This is a genomic window from Micromonospora sp. LHW51205 (genome assembly GCF_003315815.1).
Taxonomy (GTDB): domain Bacteria; phylum Actinomycetota; class Actinomycetes; order Mycobacteriales; family Micromonosporaceae; genus Micromonospora; species Micromonospora chalcea.
In genome coordinates this window covers 161,730-175,435 of record NZ_QMEZ01000011.1, presented here as the reverse complement: position 1 = coordinate 175,435, position 13,706 = coordinate 161,730, and the positions used below count along the sequence as shown (strand labels likewise).

Here is a 13,706-nt window from a genome sequence, read left to right as displayed (position 1 = left end):
AGGTGCGCCGGTCGTCGGCGGTGATGTCGCGCCAGTTGCTGTCGTTGCCGCAGGGCGGGCACCACAGCGTCGAGGTGCCGGTGGTGATGCGGCCGGTGGACCGGCCGATCGAAATGCGTGCCATCAGAGGGCTCTCCCTTCAGGGGTGGGTTAGGCGGCGCAGAACAGGGCGGCGATGAACAGGAATCCGTAGTGCCAGGACTGGTCGAGGGCGTACATGCCGCCGCCTCGGGTCAGCCAATGCGGGTCTTTGCCGAGCACCTCGGCCAGGCGGCGCAGCGGGGTACGCCGGTCGGCGATGTAGTGCGACACCGCCGACACCGCCAGCCCGACCCCGACGCCCCACAGGTCCAGGCGCAGCCCGGTCGCCAGAACGACGGTGGTGAGGGTGACGGCGGCGGTGAGGGTGTAGGTGGCCACGTGCGCGGCGCAGGCGAGGCGGCCGAGCCACCCGGGCTTGCTCTTGCAGTCGGCCTGCCACTGGGTCTGCACCCAGTGATCGGCGACCTGATGAGCGACGTAGAGAGCGGCGAACACGGCGGCGAACACGGCAGCACGCGCGCCGGTCGGATCTGCGAACATGGATGGTCTCTCCTTGAGGTCGATTGGGCTGAGGGGTGGAGGGCCGGCGGCACGGCATCGGTTTGCAGGCCAGGGGCCGTGCCGCCGGGCGGCGCTAGTCGTGGGTGCGGACCAGGTGGGCCAGAGCGGCGCCCATGCCGAGCACCGCCACCGGCAGACAGGCCACGGCGGTGGTGATCCACCACGGGGCCGAGGTGACCCCGGCGGCTTCCAACAGGTGGTAGGCGACCTGGCCGAGCGCGCCGACCAGGAGTGACGCGATGGCCGACCACTTCGCGAAGCGGCGCGCCCGGCCGGGTACGCGGCCGGACAGCCACACGTACAGCGCGTACGCGCCGTAGGTCTCCACCCCGATCGGCAGGGTGATCGCGGAGTTGATGGAGAAGCTGTCCCAGATCCCCGGCAGCGGGTGCACCACGCCGAAGCCGGTGAGTCCGCCGAGGCCGACCCACCCGGACCAGATCGCCACGAACGCCGGAAGCGCGAGCAGCACCACCGGCCACACCACCGCCGACCGCACCGGCGCGGCCGAGGTGGGCGTGTCCGGGCGACCGACCGGCGTGACCTCGGCCTCCGGCTCGGGCGGCGTGATCTCCGGTACGGGCGTCGGGTCCACCGCCAGCGGCGCGACGGGTGCGGCGGGCTCGGGGATGTCCGGCCCGGCGGCCGGTTCCGGGGCCTCGGGGGCGGTGGTTTCGCCGGGCGGGGTGGTGGGCTCGGCCTTGAGCAGGGCCAGGAGTTCACCGGCCTTGGGAGCGCCGATGCGGAACTCGCGCATCAGCCGGTTCCGCGACGGGAACCGCTGCCCCTCGGGCAGGTCCAGCCCTCGGGCGGCGGGCAACAGGTCTTCGATGGGCTGCGGGTAGCGGGTGCCGTTGATCGTGGGGGCGGTCATGCTGCGTCCTCCAACGGATAGGCGCACGCGAGGCATTCACCCAGCGAGCGCGGGATGTAGTAGGGCCGGACGTGCCGGCAGGTCGGGCAGGTACGGCGGGCGGTCAGCGCCTTGCCGATGGCGGCGCGTTGGGCGGGGGTGGCGGTGCGCTTCGGCGTGGCCAGGTCGAGCCGGTACAGGTAGGCGGCGCGGGTGCCGCCGACGCCGCGCCAGAGCACCTGAGCGGCGATGGGCTGACCACCGGGGCGTAGGCCGGCGGCGGTCAGTTGGCGGCGGGTGGCGTAGCCGGGCGGGGCACCTCGCCACCAGTAGGTGGGGATGCCGTACCGCGCTCCGTCCGGGTCGTGGAAGGCGGCGCGGATGCGGGACATCAGGCCGCGCGGTGCGGGTCGGTGCGGGTGCTCAGGAAGGTGGCGGCGCGGGTGACGCGGGCCTCGGCCCGGCGCAACCGTCGCCAGTCCAGCGGCGAGGGGCCGCCGTGGTCCTCGGCGTAGAGCATCGTGATCTCGGCGTCGAGTACGTCCAGCTCGGCGGCGATCAGCGGCCACTCCGACTCGATCGCGGCCAGGTCGGCGGCGGTCGGCTCGGTGGCCACGGGGGCAAGGTGCTTCCTCACGGGAAACCTCCGGGAGAGTCGCTGAAGTCGGGAAAGCCCCGGAGTGCGACCAGACCGGCCGCACCCCGGGACGAACAGAAACCAGAGGCAGAAGTCCATGCCGCGCGCCGGATCCGGCCCGCTCGCCCCGCTCGCCCGGGAAGACACCGGGGTCGGCCACCGTGTGGCTCAAGGCGGGGATGCCGCAGACGGATCTACGCGGCGCTTCTGCTGTTCAGTTCTCAATGACCAAGTGCGCGGGTGGCTCGTGGGCGCGCAGCGCTGCGAAGCGCTGCCTTCCCCGGGACCAACCGGCGGCGTAGCTGATTTCAGCGCTAAAATTAGCGCTGATGTTGTGCGGTGTCAACGAGGGTGGAGGAACTAGGATCAGCGGATCAGGCAGTCAGACAGGGAGGCAGTCGGTGGAGGATTGGCAGGCGGTAGCCAGCGCCATGAACAGCCGGATGACCGAGTTGCCGATGACCCAGCAGGAGTTGGCCGAGCGATCGAAGGTGTCGGTTGCGACCCTGCGTGAGCTGCAATACGCGACCGCGACTCGCAAGCGGTCCACTCGCACGCTCGCTGCAATCTCTCAGGCTCTCGGCTGGCCGGACGACTACCTCCGAGCCGTGCTGACGGGGTCCGCACCGCCGAGCGGCATCGGGAAGGCGGGACAGACGGACGGTTCCTCGTTGGTGCTCGCGCGGCTGGATCAGCTCCACGCCGAGGTACGGCGGCTCGCGGATGCCGTCGAGCGGATCGCGGTCGATGTCGGTCATGGCGACAAGGACACCAGTTCCGTACGCACATCCAAACGCCGTTCAACAGGCGAGTAAGCGCCGTTCACTAGGCATCAACTAGGCACGGGTGGTGCGCGTCCCGGTGCCTACGCCAGCAAAGGAGGGCGGCTATGCCTGCTCGCGCCAGAGATGCCACCCCGAATTTCGCGCTCTACAACCTCCGCGACGCTGAGGGTGAGACTCAGCAGGACGTGGCGGACGGGCTCAATCACCTTGGGGCGGGGCGCGGGAAGCGGCTGGCCGTCACCGCCAACCAGGTGAGCAGGTGGGAGCGGGGAATCACGTTCCCGTCGGCGCTCTACCGACAGCTCCTCGCCGAGCACTTCGGTGTATCGGTGCAGGATCTTGGACTGACGCGGCAGCGCGTCACGCCGCAGCAACGCGATAGCCCCGAGAACGACTCCGGAGGTTTCGCGATCCACCAGGAATCCGAGTCTCACCCGCACGCCGAGGAAAGCCAGGAAGAGTGGCGGGCTGTCCGCCGGAAGTTGAACGTCCACCGGGTGCAGCTCGCGCGGGAGGCAGCGCGGCTCTACGAAGCGAAGGATCGAGTAGGCGACACTGGCTTGATCGCGCCACCGGAATGGCTGCCGTCGACCCCCATCGAGTTGACGCAGTTCGGCATCGGCCTCGCGCCGGAAGGGACCACCCCTGCCGTCACCGGTAGCGAAGACGCGTCGGCCTGCGTACGGCCGTTGGCATCGGACGGACGGCGCCACCAGCGCTACAGTCTCGCCCTGCGGGACGTCGAACAGCCCCGGCTCTTTGAGAACCGGCTCGCCTGGCATCTCGCGGGAGTCGACTGGAGCCAGCCCGACCAAGCACTCACCTTCACCACCGGCACGTACTTCGGTGGTGTCGACGTCTCAGAGGCGCTCGCGCACGAGATGGCGATGTACCACGTTGCGGGCGACGGAAGCGGCGTCCTGCCGGCGTCCTGGCGGAACCTGGGATTTCGGCGGCTTGTCGGCGACCCGTTCACGCCGAGCCGTCGGCCGACGGCACCGTCAACCGACACGCTCACCCTGCGGGTGGACGAAGACGGGGTGTCCTTCGTGCTGCACAACCGGGCGGCTGGCAACGTAGCCGTGGCTGGGGGAATGCTGCACATCATGCCGGCGGGGGTCTTCCAGCCGTCGAGCGTCCTACCGGCGGCCTTGGCGGCGGACTTCGATCTATGGCGCAACATGATGCGGGAGTACAGCGAGGAATTTCTCGGCACGGCCGAGCACGGTGGTGACGGTGAGCCGGCGGATTACACCGCCGAGCCGCTGGCAAGCTTCCAACGCCACTACGTGGCGGGTGGGATACGAGTCTTCTGCCTCGGCGTCGCGCTCGACGCGCTCACTCTCTGGGGCGAAATCTTGACCGTGGCCGTGTTCGATGGCCCTACCTATGACCGCCTATTCGCCGACATGGTCAGCGCCAACGACGAGGGAACCGTGGTGAAGACCGGGCGGGTACGGCCCACATCGGCACTGCCGTTCACCCGACACACCATCGAGGAACTGACTGCCAGCGGGCGGCTAGCTCCGGCGGCAGCCGGCTGCATCCAGCTCGCGTGGGAGCACCGCCGCACGATCCTGGGGAGAGGCTGACGTGCACGTGCTGGTAACCGGTGGCCTCGGATTTCTCGGCCGCGCCGTCGCCTGTGACCTACTCACCGCCGGACACCGGGTCACCGTCATGAGCCGGGGTCGCGGGGACCGCAACCCACCCGCTGATGTCGCGATCGTGACGGGAGACATCCGAGACCGCGCCCGGGTCGCCCAGATCGTCAAGGAAGGCGAATACGACGGAGTCGTTCATCTGGCCGCGTTAACCAGCGGCCGGGACTCGCTCGCTGACCCGCTCGGCTACTTCGACGTCAATGCGACCGGCACCCTGAACCTGCTCATGGCTCTCGACGCCACCCGGACGACCACCGACCCCGCCGCCCTGGTCTTCGCCTCCACCAACATCGTCTATGGGTCGCAGCACCAAGGCGCGCTGTCCGAAGACCTCCCCCCGCACCCCGAGAGCCCATACGCGGCCTCGAAGGTCGCCGCCGAGCACATGGTCGCCGCCTACGCGGCGACCGGGGCAGTCGGAGCGATCATCGTTCGGCCCTTTAACATCGCCGGAGCCGTCGACGGGGTCACCGACACCGACCGCGCACGGATCATCCCGAACGTCTTCCGTGCGATCAGCGGCCAGCTCGACCACGTCACCCTCAACGGCGACGGATCAGCAGTCCGAGACTTCGTCCACGTTGCCGACGTCGCTACTGCCATCCGGCAGGGCCTGGCCTCCTGTGTTCCCGGCACCTGCCCGACCATCAACCTTGGCTCCGGTACCGGGACGAGCATGGCCACCGTGGTGGCCATCGCCGAGCAGATCACCGGTTATCCGGTGACCGTCCACCGCCAGCCACCCAAGCCAGAGCCGCCGAACCTGATCGCGGACATCAGCCGCGCTCAAGCCCTCCTTGGCTGGACCCCTGTGAGGTCCAATTTCAGCGACATTCTCACTGACGCATGGGAAGCATGGGCCTAACAGCCCGTTCGGGCCGAATTCACGCCTCAGCCCTTAAAGGGACATCCGCATTAATCCCCAACTCCGAGCAATGGGAAGGCCGCCCGCGACATCAGAGGCTATCCAAGGTGCCCCGCCAATTTCGTGCGCAGCGACCGCGCCCACGGGGCCGAGAAGTCGAGTCTGTGAACAAGGTGGCGGACAATGTGCTTGCCGAATCCCTGCGCTGTCACTGAAGGCAACATGCTCGTCACATCCCTTTCCAGGTGATGGACGTACCACTTCCCGTTAAAGATTCGATCATGCCGCCAGGTCGAATAGTAGTTCTCGGTCAGGCTCCGCGCCTTGTCGATTACCTCGTCTATCGTTCTCGAATCGTGAGGACACGCACTCCTGAGAGCAGTCAGGAAAGCCAACACCCTCTGGGCGTCTACACTCCCAGCTTGACCACCGTTCACAGCAGATGGGGCGCTATAGTTCGCATGGTGTCTAACTTGGAGCATTGCCGCCACCAGACAGAGGAAGGCCCAATCCTTCCACGCATGCGCCCTCGATACCCGCCACACTTTCGGATCGGGCACTAAAGCGGCTGCTGTTTGTAGCGGTATATCAAGGGATGCCGCAAGCGCATCTGCGATGTCTCCGTATTTGAAAGCGTAGTTTTCGACGTTGTAGTACTCCGTGTAGATGACGTGAGGGCTACGCCTTCGACCCCCCGTAATGTCGGCGACATCTTTATCCACGAAGAATACCGCCCGAGTCTCTTTACCCCCGAGCCTGGAAATCAAGCCGCCTGTTTCTCGAAGTTGATCGAAAAAGGATAGCAGGACGCTCTTTCCTCCGCCCTTACCAGGGCTTCCAAGCAGTTCATCCGCCATGGCCACAATGAAGCTATTGCGGGACCGACGAGTCGCCGTGGCTTCCGCCAGCTTCGAGTAGAAATAGCGATCGGTCTTCCCTTCGACAAAAATCCACACTTTGTATGTGGACATCTGCATCTGCCTGAGATAGCCCTTGGGGGAGTGGACTAGGCGGTTCATAGACGGAAGATCTTCTCATCCTCGTAGTCGGCCATGATCTCGGGGGAGTGCGTCGCGACGATGATCTGAGCGTCTGGGTTAAGTGTTCGCATTGCCGCCAACAACTTCCGCTGCCAGTCAATATGCATTGACAGCTCCGGCTCGTCGATAATGATCGGGTTTGGTCCAGCCATCGTTGCCTCCACCAACACCCTCAATAGCTGCTTTTCACCCGACGAAAGCCGCGCAAGTCCGATCATACGATTACTGTCGAGCTGAACTCGAATTTCTTCGTCAGTAAACGTGAGCTTCTTGTTTTCGCGGCCCATCAATTCAGTTACGAGGTCCTGGAGGGCTACCCTGGTCTTCATGATGTGCTCAATCTGACCTTCCACTTGGTCGATCAGATTAACGACTCGCCGCAACTTAGGGTCATTTTTGTATTCTTTACCAAAGTCGATCTTCGGGAAACCGCTTCTGCGGTGGCTCTGCCCGCCTTGCCTTCCCAGAAAGTTCCTAACCCGCTTGTATGCCTGCTCGGTATCGATGTCATCACCGGTCGCCTCGGATTCGCCCTGCGGCGATAGTACTACTCCGAGAATCTGAGCCAGGGCGCCCTCTTGGGCTCGGCGCACTTCCGACAAGACCCGGTTGGTGTACGTCTTCCAACGATCCTGGAGCGCTTCTCCGAAGATCTCATCAAATTCCCATTCGTCAAGAGTGTGAGCCGGCGAGCCGTAGCGGCCTGAGCGACTGAGGTCCGTTGTCAATCGCGTTATGGACAAGAAGCCGTGCGGCAGGTGACGAATCCGCCGATTGGGAGGCAGCAGGCCCTCTTGCGATGCGCCCCGTCGGTTTCTCTTGGCCTTTACCTCGGCCTGCCAACCCAATCCATTCTGACGAATTGGCTCCTCAATTGAGCCAGGATGGAAGTAACCTCGCCGATTCGCGCGGAGTTCACGTGCCATTAGCTCGAACTCGTCGTCACGCTGAAGAGTCCTTGATTCCTCACCGACATCGTCGGTTTCAACAAGAACACTTGCGCTGTCGAATGCTACGGGTATCACCGGCATCACTTCGCTCGCCAGAGCCCCGTGCAAGATCTTTAAAAGTCCCGTCTTTCCTGAACCATTCTGGCCAAAGAATATGTTGACGTCGGGGTTGAGTTTGTATTGGACGGCCCTGGTCCGGCCTGCTAGCCCGCGGACTTCGACTCGCTTGATCCAGATCATCTCGGCCCTGTTCGTAAGCAATGGGTCACGATGCACCATACAGGACTGTGCGCTGTCCCCTCATGCCCCTCGGATGCCGAATCTTATAGCCAGCAGCTACTGCTTCTGCGAGGACTCTGACGGATGCTGGTCATTCTCATGAGAAGCGGCAGTTCCTATGGTATGGGCCATTACAACGGCCCTCGTGACATGCTGCGCGCCTCCGGATCGGGCTGTTTGAGGGCCATTGCTGGGGCCTCTGGCTGGGCTCGGGAGCTGAGCGACAAAGGGCACGCCAAGGAGTACCCGAGTGCGGAGTGGGGAAGGCAGTCGCTGGGCGGCGTTCATTCTGGTCCATCCGCTGCGTGCGCAGGGGGCATGCCGGACGCCTCTGCGCCAAATCCGTGCCAAAGCTTGCGGCCCTGTCTGCTCTGGCTTGCTGTTTGCCCAGCTCAACGGTCAGATGCGGCCTGACACGGTGCCTCTCTCCGGAGGCGGGAGCGCAGGTTCGAATCCTGCCGGGGGCACCAGAGCAGTCATCGCAAGGCCCTTGACCAGCCCGGTCAGGGGCCTTCGTCGTGTCCCCGGCGTGCGCAGCAGTGTCCCCGAATTCGGGGATGGGCAGGTCACGAGGTGGCTAACCTCGCGGTGAACGGGTCGAACCCCAGCACCTGCGAAGGTGAGCCAGTTGCCCGAGACTCCGTTGACCAACCGCCCCAAGATGCACACGGGCGTACCCTCCTCGCTGACCACCGCGCACCGATCGGTGATGCGCGCCGTCGCCGTCGCGGACGCCCCTTGCGGGCTGTGGTTCCTCGAAGCGGTGGCCGCGCACACCGGCACCACGTCGGACGAGCGGATCGACGCGACGGTGGAGGAGCTGATCGCGCGCGGGTTCCTCGTCGACACCGCCGCCGGGCTGCGGCTGTCTTCCATCGCGTTGCGCGACGACGTACTGCGGGACACCCCGCCCTCGGTGCGGCAGGCGCTGCGCGAGGCGGCGGCCGAGGTGCTCGCCGACGCCGGGCGCCCGGCCCAGGCGGCCCGGCAGCTGCTGCGGGTCCTGCCGGCGGTGAGCCGGTCCGCCTCGGCGCTGGCCGCGCGGCTGGCGGTCGACCCGGCGGTCGGTCCCAGCCTGGCCGCTGATCTGCTGCTGGCCGCCCCCGCGCCCGGGGCGGCGGAGGCGCGCCTGGCCTGGCTGGTCGACGTCGCCGACAACCTCTACCTGGCGGGCCGGGTGGACGAGACGCTGCGGATGCTGCACCGGGAGGTCGCCGCCGACCGGTACGGGCCACGCCAGCGGGCGATGCTGCTCGGGCGGCTCGGCGCCTACTACGCGACCCAGCGTCCCTCGCTGTCCCTGACGTACCTCGGGCGGGCGCTGAACCAGGAGCTGGACGTCGCGGGGCGGAGCTGGACGCTCACCATGCTGGCGTCGCTGGCGGCCCGGTTCGGGCACCCCGACGCCGCCGAGCTGGTGGCGGCGGCTCAGCGGGCGCACGAACGCAGCCCCTCCCCCGGCGGCGCCATCCGGCTGGCCCTGGCGAACGCGGCCGCGCAACCGCCTGCGGCGACCTGCCCCGCGCCGCGCGGATCCTGCGGGAGGTGGACGCGGGCGAGCCCGCCGCCCGGCCACCGAGACCCACCCGATCTGGACGATGATCGTCACCTGGGCCCTGGCCGTGGTGCTGATCGCGTTCACCTGGGGCAAGCACCCGCCGGCGGCGAGGACCGGGCGGCGCTGACGCGGACCGGGCTCACCCGGCCTCGCGGCGGGCCTTGGCGCGTCGCTTGCCCTCGTGCATCGCCTGCACCCGGGCCACCGGGATGGTCCGTCCCTGCTCGACCAGGTCCGCCGGCAGCCGCTGCGGCGCGGGCAGCGCCTCCGCCCAGGGATCCCGGTCGCCCAGCAGCGCGGGCACGGTCCGCACGGTGAAGTCTGCCGGGCTCGCGCTCTCCAGGTCGGTCCAGCCCACCGGGTACGACACGGGGGCGCCGGGCCGGATCCGGGGACTGTAGGCGGCCACCACAGTCGCCCCGTACGCCCGGGTGGAGTCGACGAAGACGCGGCCGCCGCGGTCGGCGACGATGAACGCGGTGGTCGCGGCCGCCGGGTCGAGCCGTTCGGTACGGACGGCGAGCGCCCGGGTCGCGGCGGCGGCCTCCTCCGCCGTGGTGGCCGGGTCGACCGGCACGATCACGTGCAGCCCTTTCGCGCCGCTCGTCTTCACCGCGCCGGCCAGCCCGGCGTCGGCGAGCGCCTGCCGGACCAGCAGCGCGACCCGCACGGCGGCCGGGAACGAGTCGCCCTCCGGCGGGTCGAGGTCGAGCACCAGGTGGGTCGGGTGCTCGGGCTGCGCGGCCCGGCCGAGCGTCGGGTGGTATTCGACGGCCCGCTGGTTGGCGAACCAGAGCAGCGTCCGCCGGTCGTCGCAGAGGGCGTACGAGATGCGCCGGCGCGACGCCTCGGCCCACACCTCGGTACGGCGCACCCAGTCGGGCGTGTACTTCGGCAGGTTCTTCTGCATGAACGGCTCCTGGCCGGGCCGCACCCGCAGCACCGACAGCGGCCGGTCCCGCAGTTCCGGCAGGATCCGGTCAGCCATCGCGTCGAGGTAGTCGACCAGGTCGCGTTTGGTCGCCCCGGCGCCGTCGAACAGCGGCTGGTCGAGGTTGGTCAGCGACACTCCGGCCCGGGTCTCGTCGGCGGCGCCCATCGGACCACCATCCCGGGCCGGGCCCGGCTCGGCAACCCCGACACGGTGCCCGGCGCGCGCCTCACCGGCCGGCACCTGCGACGATCGGGGCGTGGGCGAGGCAGAGGCGGACCGGTGCGGATCGGGCGCGGCGGAGCAGGCGAGCGCCTGCACCGTGCGGGAGGCGCTGGACCGGGTGGGCGGGAAGTGGGCCATCGGCATCCTGATCGCCGCCTCGGCCGGCCCGGTCCGCTTCACCGAGCTGGAGCGCCGGGTGGAGGGGATCAGCCGCCGGATGCTCACGCTGACGCTGCGCAACCTGGAGCGGGACGGGCTGCTGGACCGGCATGTCCACCCCTGCGTGCCGCCAAAGGTCGAGTACACGGCCACCCCGATGGCCCGCGAGCTGTACGACTCGCTGGTGGCGCTGACCAGCTGGGCCGAACGGCACCGCGAGGCGATCAGCGCGGCCCGGGCCGAGTACGACCGTAGGCACGGCCACCCACCGGCCTGAACAACTGAAATCGCCCTTATGTGGCGAACGCCACGCGCTCTATCTGACCGATCGGTCAGCACCTGACCGATCGGTCAGGCATGCTTGATGTCATGGCGCGCCCCACCCCGGCCACCCACGACGAGTTGCTCACCGCGGCGGCTCGGCGGTTCGCCGTCACCGGCTACAAGGGCACCTCACTCCAGGACATCGCCCGTGAGGTCGGCTGCTCCAAAGCCACAGTGCTCTACCACTTCGCCAGCAAGGACGCGCTGCTCGGCGAGCTGATGGCGCCGGCCATCGCGGTGCTGGAGGAACTCGACACCCGGATCGCCGAGCACACCGGCGCGGACGCACAGCGCGTCGCGGCGGAGGGCTTCGTCGACCTGGCGGTCCGCTTCCGCCGCGAGATCGCGCTGCTCCGCGGCGAGTTCTCCGACCTGCTCCAGCAGCCCACGTTCATGCACATCCAGCAGATCTCCGAACGGCTGGTCGCGGCGTTCGCCGGCTTCTCCGACCGGCCCGAGGCCCGGGTCGCGGCGCTCGTCGTACTCGCCGGCATCGCCGAGACCTGCGGCGAGTTCCTGGACATCCCCGACGAACAGCTGCGACCCGCGCTGCTCGCCGTGGCGTACCGCGCGCTCGAAGTCTCCATCTGATCCGAACCTGCGAGGACAAGGAAGGTCCATGGCGACCCTGCTGTACCGGCTCGGCCGGGCATCTCTGCGCCGACGGCGACTCGTCGCCGTCATCTGGCTCGTCGTACTCGTCGGCCTCGGCCTGGCCGCGGCCACGCTGCGGGGCCCGACGGCGAGCAACTTCACCATGCCCGGCACCGAGTCGCAGAAGGCGATCGACCTGCTCGCCGACCGCTTCCCGGCGGCCAGCGGCGCCACCGGCACGATCGCTATCAAGGCGCCACAGGACGGCGCGCTCACCACGCCCGCCGGCCAGGGGTTGGTCAAGCAGGTCACGCAGGAGGCGGCCACGCTGCCCGGCGTGGTCGGCGCGGTCGACCCGTACCAGGCGCAGGCGCTCACCCCGGACGGCCGCTACGCGCTGATCCAGGTGCAGTTCGCCGGCGGGGTCGACGAGATCACCGACGAGCAGCGCGACGCGTACGAGAAGGTCGGCGAGCAGGCCGAGGCGCAGGGCTGGCAGATCGCCCCCGGCGGCGAGGTGCTGAACGCCGAGCCGGAGGTCGGCTCGACCGAGGCCATCGGCGTGCTGGTCGCGGCGATCGTCCTGGTGATCACGTTCGGCTCGCTCGTGGCGGCCGGGATGACCATGCTGAACGCGCTGATCGGCGTCGGCGTCGGCATGGCCGGTCTGTTCGCGCTCAGCGGCGCGGTCGAGCTGACCAGCACCGCGCCGATCCTGGCGCTGATGCTCGGCCTCGCGGTCGGCATCGACTACTCGCTGTTCATCACCTCCCGGCACCGGCAGAACCTCCTCGACGGGCTCTCCCCGGAGGAGGCGGTCGGCCGCGCGGTCGGCACCGCCGGCTCGGCTGTGGTCTTCGCCGGCGCCACGGTGGTGGTGGCGCTCGCCGGCCTGGCCGTGGTGGGCATCCCGTTCCTCACCGTGATGGGCCTGGCCGCGGCCGGCACCGTCACGATCGCCGTGCTGGTGGCGATCACGCTGGCCCCGGCGCTGCTCGGCTTCGCCGGCCACAAGGTGCTGCCGCGCAAGCTGCGTGACCGCAAGGCGGTCGAGGACCCGGCCACCGGCTCGGAGGACCGCACCGGCTTCGGCTTCCGCTGGGCGAACTGGGTCACCAAGCTGCGCATCCCGGTGATCCTGGTCGGGCTGCTCGGCCTCGGCCTGCTCGCGATCCCGGCCCAGGACATGCGCCTGGCGCTGCCGGACGCCTCCGCCGCCGCCGAGGGCACCCCGGCCCGGGTCAGCAGCGACCTGATCCGGGAGGGCTTCGGCCCCGGCTTCACCGGCCGGCTCGCGGTCGTGGTGACCGCCGACTCGCCGCAGGCGACCCAGGCCGCCATCCCGCAGGTCACCGCGCTGATCCAGAAGACCGACGGGGTGCTCGCGGTGGCCCCGCCGCAGGTCGACCCGTCGGGGCGTACCGCGCTGCTCGGCGTGATCCCGGAGAGCGGGCCGACCGACGAGGCCACCGAGACGGTGGTGCAGGACATCCGCAAGCAGGTCGCCGGCATCCAGAACGCCGACGTGCTGCTCACCGGCGTCACCGCGGTCGGCATCGACGTGTCCGAGAAGCTCTCCGACGCGCTGCCGGTCTACCTGCTGCTGGTGGTGGGCCTGTCGATCCTGCTGCTGATGCTGGTGTTCCGGTCGATCCTGGTGCCGGTCAAGGCGGCGCTGGGCTTCCTGCTCACCGTGGCGGCCACGTTCGGCATCACCGTGGCGGTGTTCCAGCAGGGCCACCTGGCCGACCTGGTCGGCCTGGACACCCCGGCCCCGCTGGTCAGCTTCCTGCCCATCCTGCTCATCGGCATCCTGTTCGGCCTGGCCATGGACTACGAGGTCTTCCTGGTCTCCCGGATGCGCGAGGACTTCGTGCACGGCGACACCGCGCAGCAGGCCACCATCAACGGCATGGGGCACGGCGCCCGGGTGGTCACCGCCGCCGCGCTCATCATGATCTCGGTGTTCGGCGGCTTCGTCTTCCTGGAGGACCCGATCATCAAGTCGATGGGCTTCGCGCTCGCGATCGGTGTCGCCATCGACGCGTTCGTGGTCCGGATGACCATCGTGCCGGCGGTCATGTCGCTGCTGAACAACGCCGCCTGGTGGCTGCCGCGCTGGCTGAACAAGATCCTGCCCAACGTGGACGTCGAGGGTGAGGGCCTGCGCGCCCACCTCGCCGAGAAGCAGCACGCCCAGGTGTGAGCCGTACCGGGTGGGGTCCGACGGGCCCCACCC

General features: G+C 68.6%; 13 protein-coding genes. 6 read left to right on the top strand and 7 right to left on the bottom strand.

Features of this window, described 5'->3' with window-relative positions:
* Window positions 1-150 precede the first annotated feature (150 nt).
* The 4 genes from DQE82_RS28830 to DQE82_RS28815 form a co-directional block, all read right to left on the bottom strand.
* Window positions 151-582 carry a helix-turn-helix transcriptional regulator gene (locus DQE82_RS28830; RefSeq protein WP_113974724.1) on the bottom strand — a complete coding sequence of 144 codons (432 nt, stop codon included), beginning with the start codon at window positions 580-582 and terminating at the stop codon, window positions 151-153.
* Window positions 583-676: 94 nt separating this feature from the next.
* Entirely contained in the window at window positions 677-1,477 is an 801-nt protein-coding gene (locus DQE82_RS28825) for an ABC transporter permease (RefSeq protein ID WP_113974723.1), read from the bottom strand.
* Window positions 1,474-1,848 (bottom strand): RRQRL motif-containing zinc-binding protein, encoded by a 375-nt coding sequence (locus tag DQE82_RS28820; protein ID WP_113974722.1) that lies wholly within the window; start codon window positions 1,846-1,848, stop codon window positions 1,474-1,476. The genes DQE82_RS28825 and DQE82_RS28820 overlap by 4 nt, the downstream gene beginning before the upstream one ends.
* Complete coding sequence (locus DQE82_RS28815) at window positions 1,848-2,093, bottom strand: DUF6284 family protein (RefSeq protein WP_113974721.1); 246 nt, start codon at window positions 2,091-2,093, stop codon at window positions 1,848-1,850. Before DQE82_RS28815 ends, DQE82_RS28820 begins: the two co-directional genes overlap by 1 nt.
* A 401-nt stretch (window positions 2,094-2,494) precedes the next feature.
* Here DQE82_RS28815 and DQE82_RS28810 point away from each other — a divergent pair, with 401 nt between their 5' ends.
* The 3 genes from DQE82_RS28810 (at window position 2,495) to DQE82_RS28800 (ending at window position 5,407) form a co-directional block, all read left to right on the top strand.
* The gene (locus tag DQE82_RS28810; RefSeq protein WP_113974720.1) at window positions 2,495-2,908 is read left to right on the top strand and encodes a helix-turn-helix transcriptional regulator; all 414 of its coding nucleotides are present in this window, start codon (window positions 2,495-2,497) and stop codon (window positions 2,906-2,908) included.
* A 74-nt stretch (window positions 2,909-2,982) separates the two neighbouring features.
* Window positions 2,983-4,470 carry a helix-turn-helix domain-containing protein gene (locus DQE82_RS28805; RefSeq protein WP_233514815.1) on the top strand — a complete coding sequence of 496 codons (1,488 nt, stop codon included), beginning with the start codon at window positions 2,983-2,985 and terminating at the stop codon, window positions 4,468-4,470.
* A 1-nt stretch (window position 4,471) separates the two neighbouring features.
* Window positions 4,472-5,407: an NAD-dependent epimerase/dehydratase family protein gene (locus DQE82_RS28800; protein WP_113974719.1), complete on the top strand. Its 936-nt coding sequence runs from the start codon at window positions 4,472-4,474 to the stop codon at window positions 5,405-5,407.
* A gap of 98 nt (window positions 5,408-5,505) precedes the next feature.
* Here the strand turns inward: DQE82_RS28800 and DQE82_RS28795 are convergent, their stop codons facing one another.
* The 3 genes from DQE82_RS28795 to ligD form a co-directional block, all read right to left on the bottom strand.
* Window positions 5,506-6,426: a DUF4435 domain-containing protein gene (locus DQE82_RS28795; protein WP_113974718.1), complete on the bottom strand. Its 921-nt coding sequence runs from the start codon at window positions 6,424-6,426 to the stop codon at window positions 5,506-5,508.
* Complete coding sequence (locus DQE82_RS28790; RefSeq protein ID WP_158560019.1) at window positions 6,423-7,637, bottom strand: ATP-binding protein; 1,215 nt, start codon at window positions 7,635-7,637, stop codon at window positions 6,423-6,425. The genes DQE82_RS28795 and DQE82_RS28790 overlap by 4 nt, the downstream gene beginning before the upstream one ends.
* Before the next feature lie 1,736 nt (window positions 7,638-9,373).
* Complete coding sequence (gene ligD / locus DQE82_RS28775) at window positions 9,374-10,333, bottom strand: non-homologous end-joining DNA ligase (RefSeq protein WP_104114537.1); 960 nt, start codon at window positions 10,331-10,333, stop codon at window positions 9,374-9,376.
* Between the two features lie 91 nt (window positions 10,334-10,424).
* Here ligD and DQE82_RS28770 point away from each other — a divergent pair, with 91 nt between their 5' ends.
* The 3 genes from DQE82_RS28770 (at window position 10,425) to DQE82_RS28760 (ending at window position 13,673) form a co-directional block, all read left to right on the top strand.
* A complete protein-coding gene (locus DQE82_RS28770; protein WP_043328596.1) occupies window positions 10,425-10,826 on the top strand; it encodes a helix-turn-helix domain-containing protein in 402 nt (133 codons plus the stop codon).
* A 92-nt stretch (window positions 10,827-10,918) separates the two neighbouring features.
* The gene (locus tag DQE82_RS28765; protein WP_043328594.1) at window positions 10,919-11,464 is read left to right on the top strand and encodes a TetR/AcrR family transcriptional regulator; all 546 of its coding nucleotides are present in this window, start codon (window positions 10,919-10,921) and stop codon (window positions 11,462-11,464) included.
* Window positions 11,465-11,492: 28 nt separating this feature from the next.
* On the top strand, window positions 11,493-13,673 hold the full coding sequence (locus DQE82_RS28760) for an MMPL family transporter (protein WP_043328592.1): 2,181 nt from the start codon (window positions 11,493-11,495) through the stop codon (window positions 13,671-13,673).
* The last annotated feature ends 33 nt before the right edge of the window (window positions 13,674-13,706 follow it).

Excerpts from the sequence above, each read along its gene's own strand:
- DQE82_RS28830 (WP_113974724.1), bottom strand. The coding sequence starts at position 582 with ATGTTCGCAGATCCGACCGGCGCGCGTGCTGCCGTGTTCGCCGCCGTG.
- DQE82_RS28825 (WP_113974723.1), bottom strand. The coding sequence starts at position 1,477 with ATGACCGCCCCCACGATCAACGGCACCCGCTACCCGCAGCCCATCGAA.
- DQE82_RS28820 (WP_113974722.1), bottom strand. The coding sequence starts at position 1,848 with ATGTCCCGCATCCGCGCCGCCTTCCACGACCCGGACGGAGCGCGGTAC.
- DQE82_RS28805 (WP_233514815.1), top strand. The coding sequence starts at position 2,983 with ATGCCTGCTCGCGCCAGAGATGCCACCCCGAATTTCGCGCTCTACAAC.
- DQE82_RS28795 (WP_113974718.1), bottom strand. The coding sequence starts at position 6,426 with ATGAACCGCCTAGTCCACTCCCCCAAGGGCTATCTCAGGCAGATGCAG.
- DQE82_RS28790 (WP_158560019.1), bottom strand. The coding sequence starts at position 7,637 with ATGATCTGGATCAAGCGAGTCGAAGTCCGCGGGCTAGCAGGCCGGACC.
- ligD (WP_104114537.1), bottom strand. The coding sequence starts at position 10,333 with ATGGGCGCCGCCGACGAGACCCGGGCCGGAGTGTCGCTGACCAACCTC.
- DQE82_RS28765 (WP_043328594.1), top strand. The coding sequence starts at position 10,919 with ATGGCGCGCCCCACCCCGGCCACCCACGACGAGTTGCTCACCGCGGCG.
- DQE82_RS28760 (WP_043328592.1), top strand. The coding sequence starts at position 11,493 with ATGGCGACCCTGCTGTACCGGCTCGGCCGGGCATCTCTGCGCCGACGG.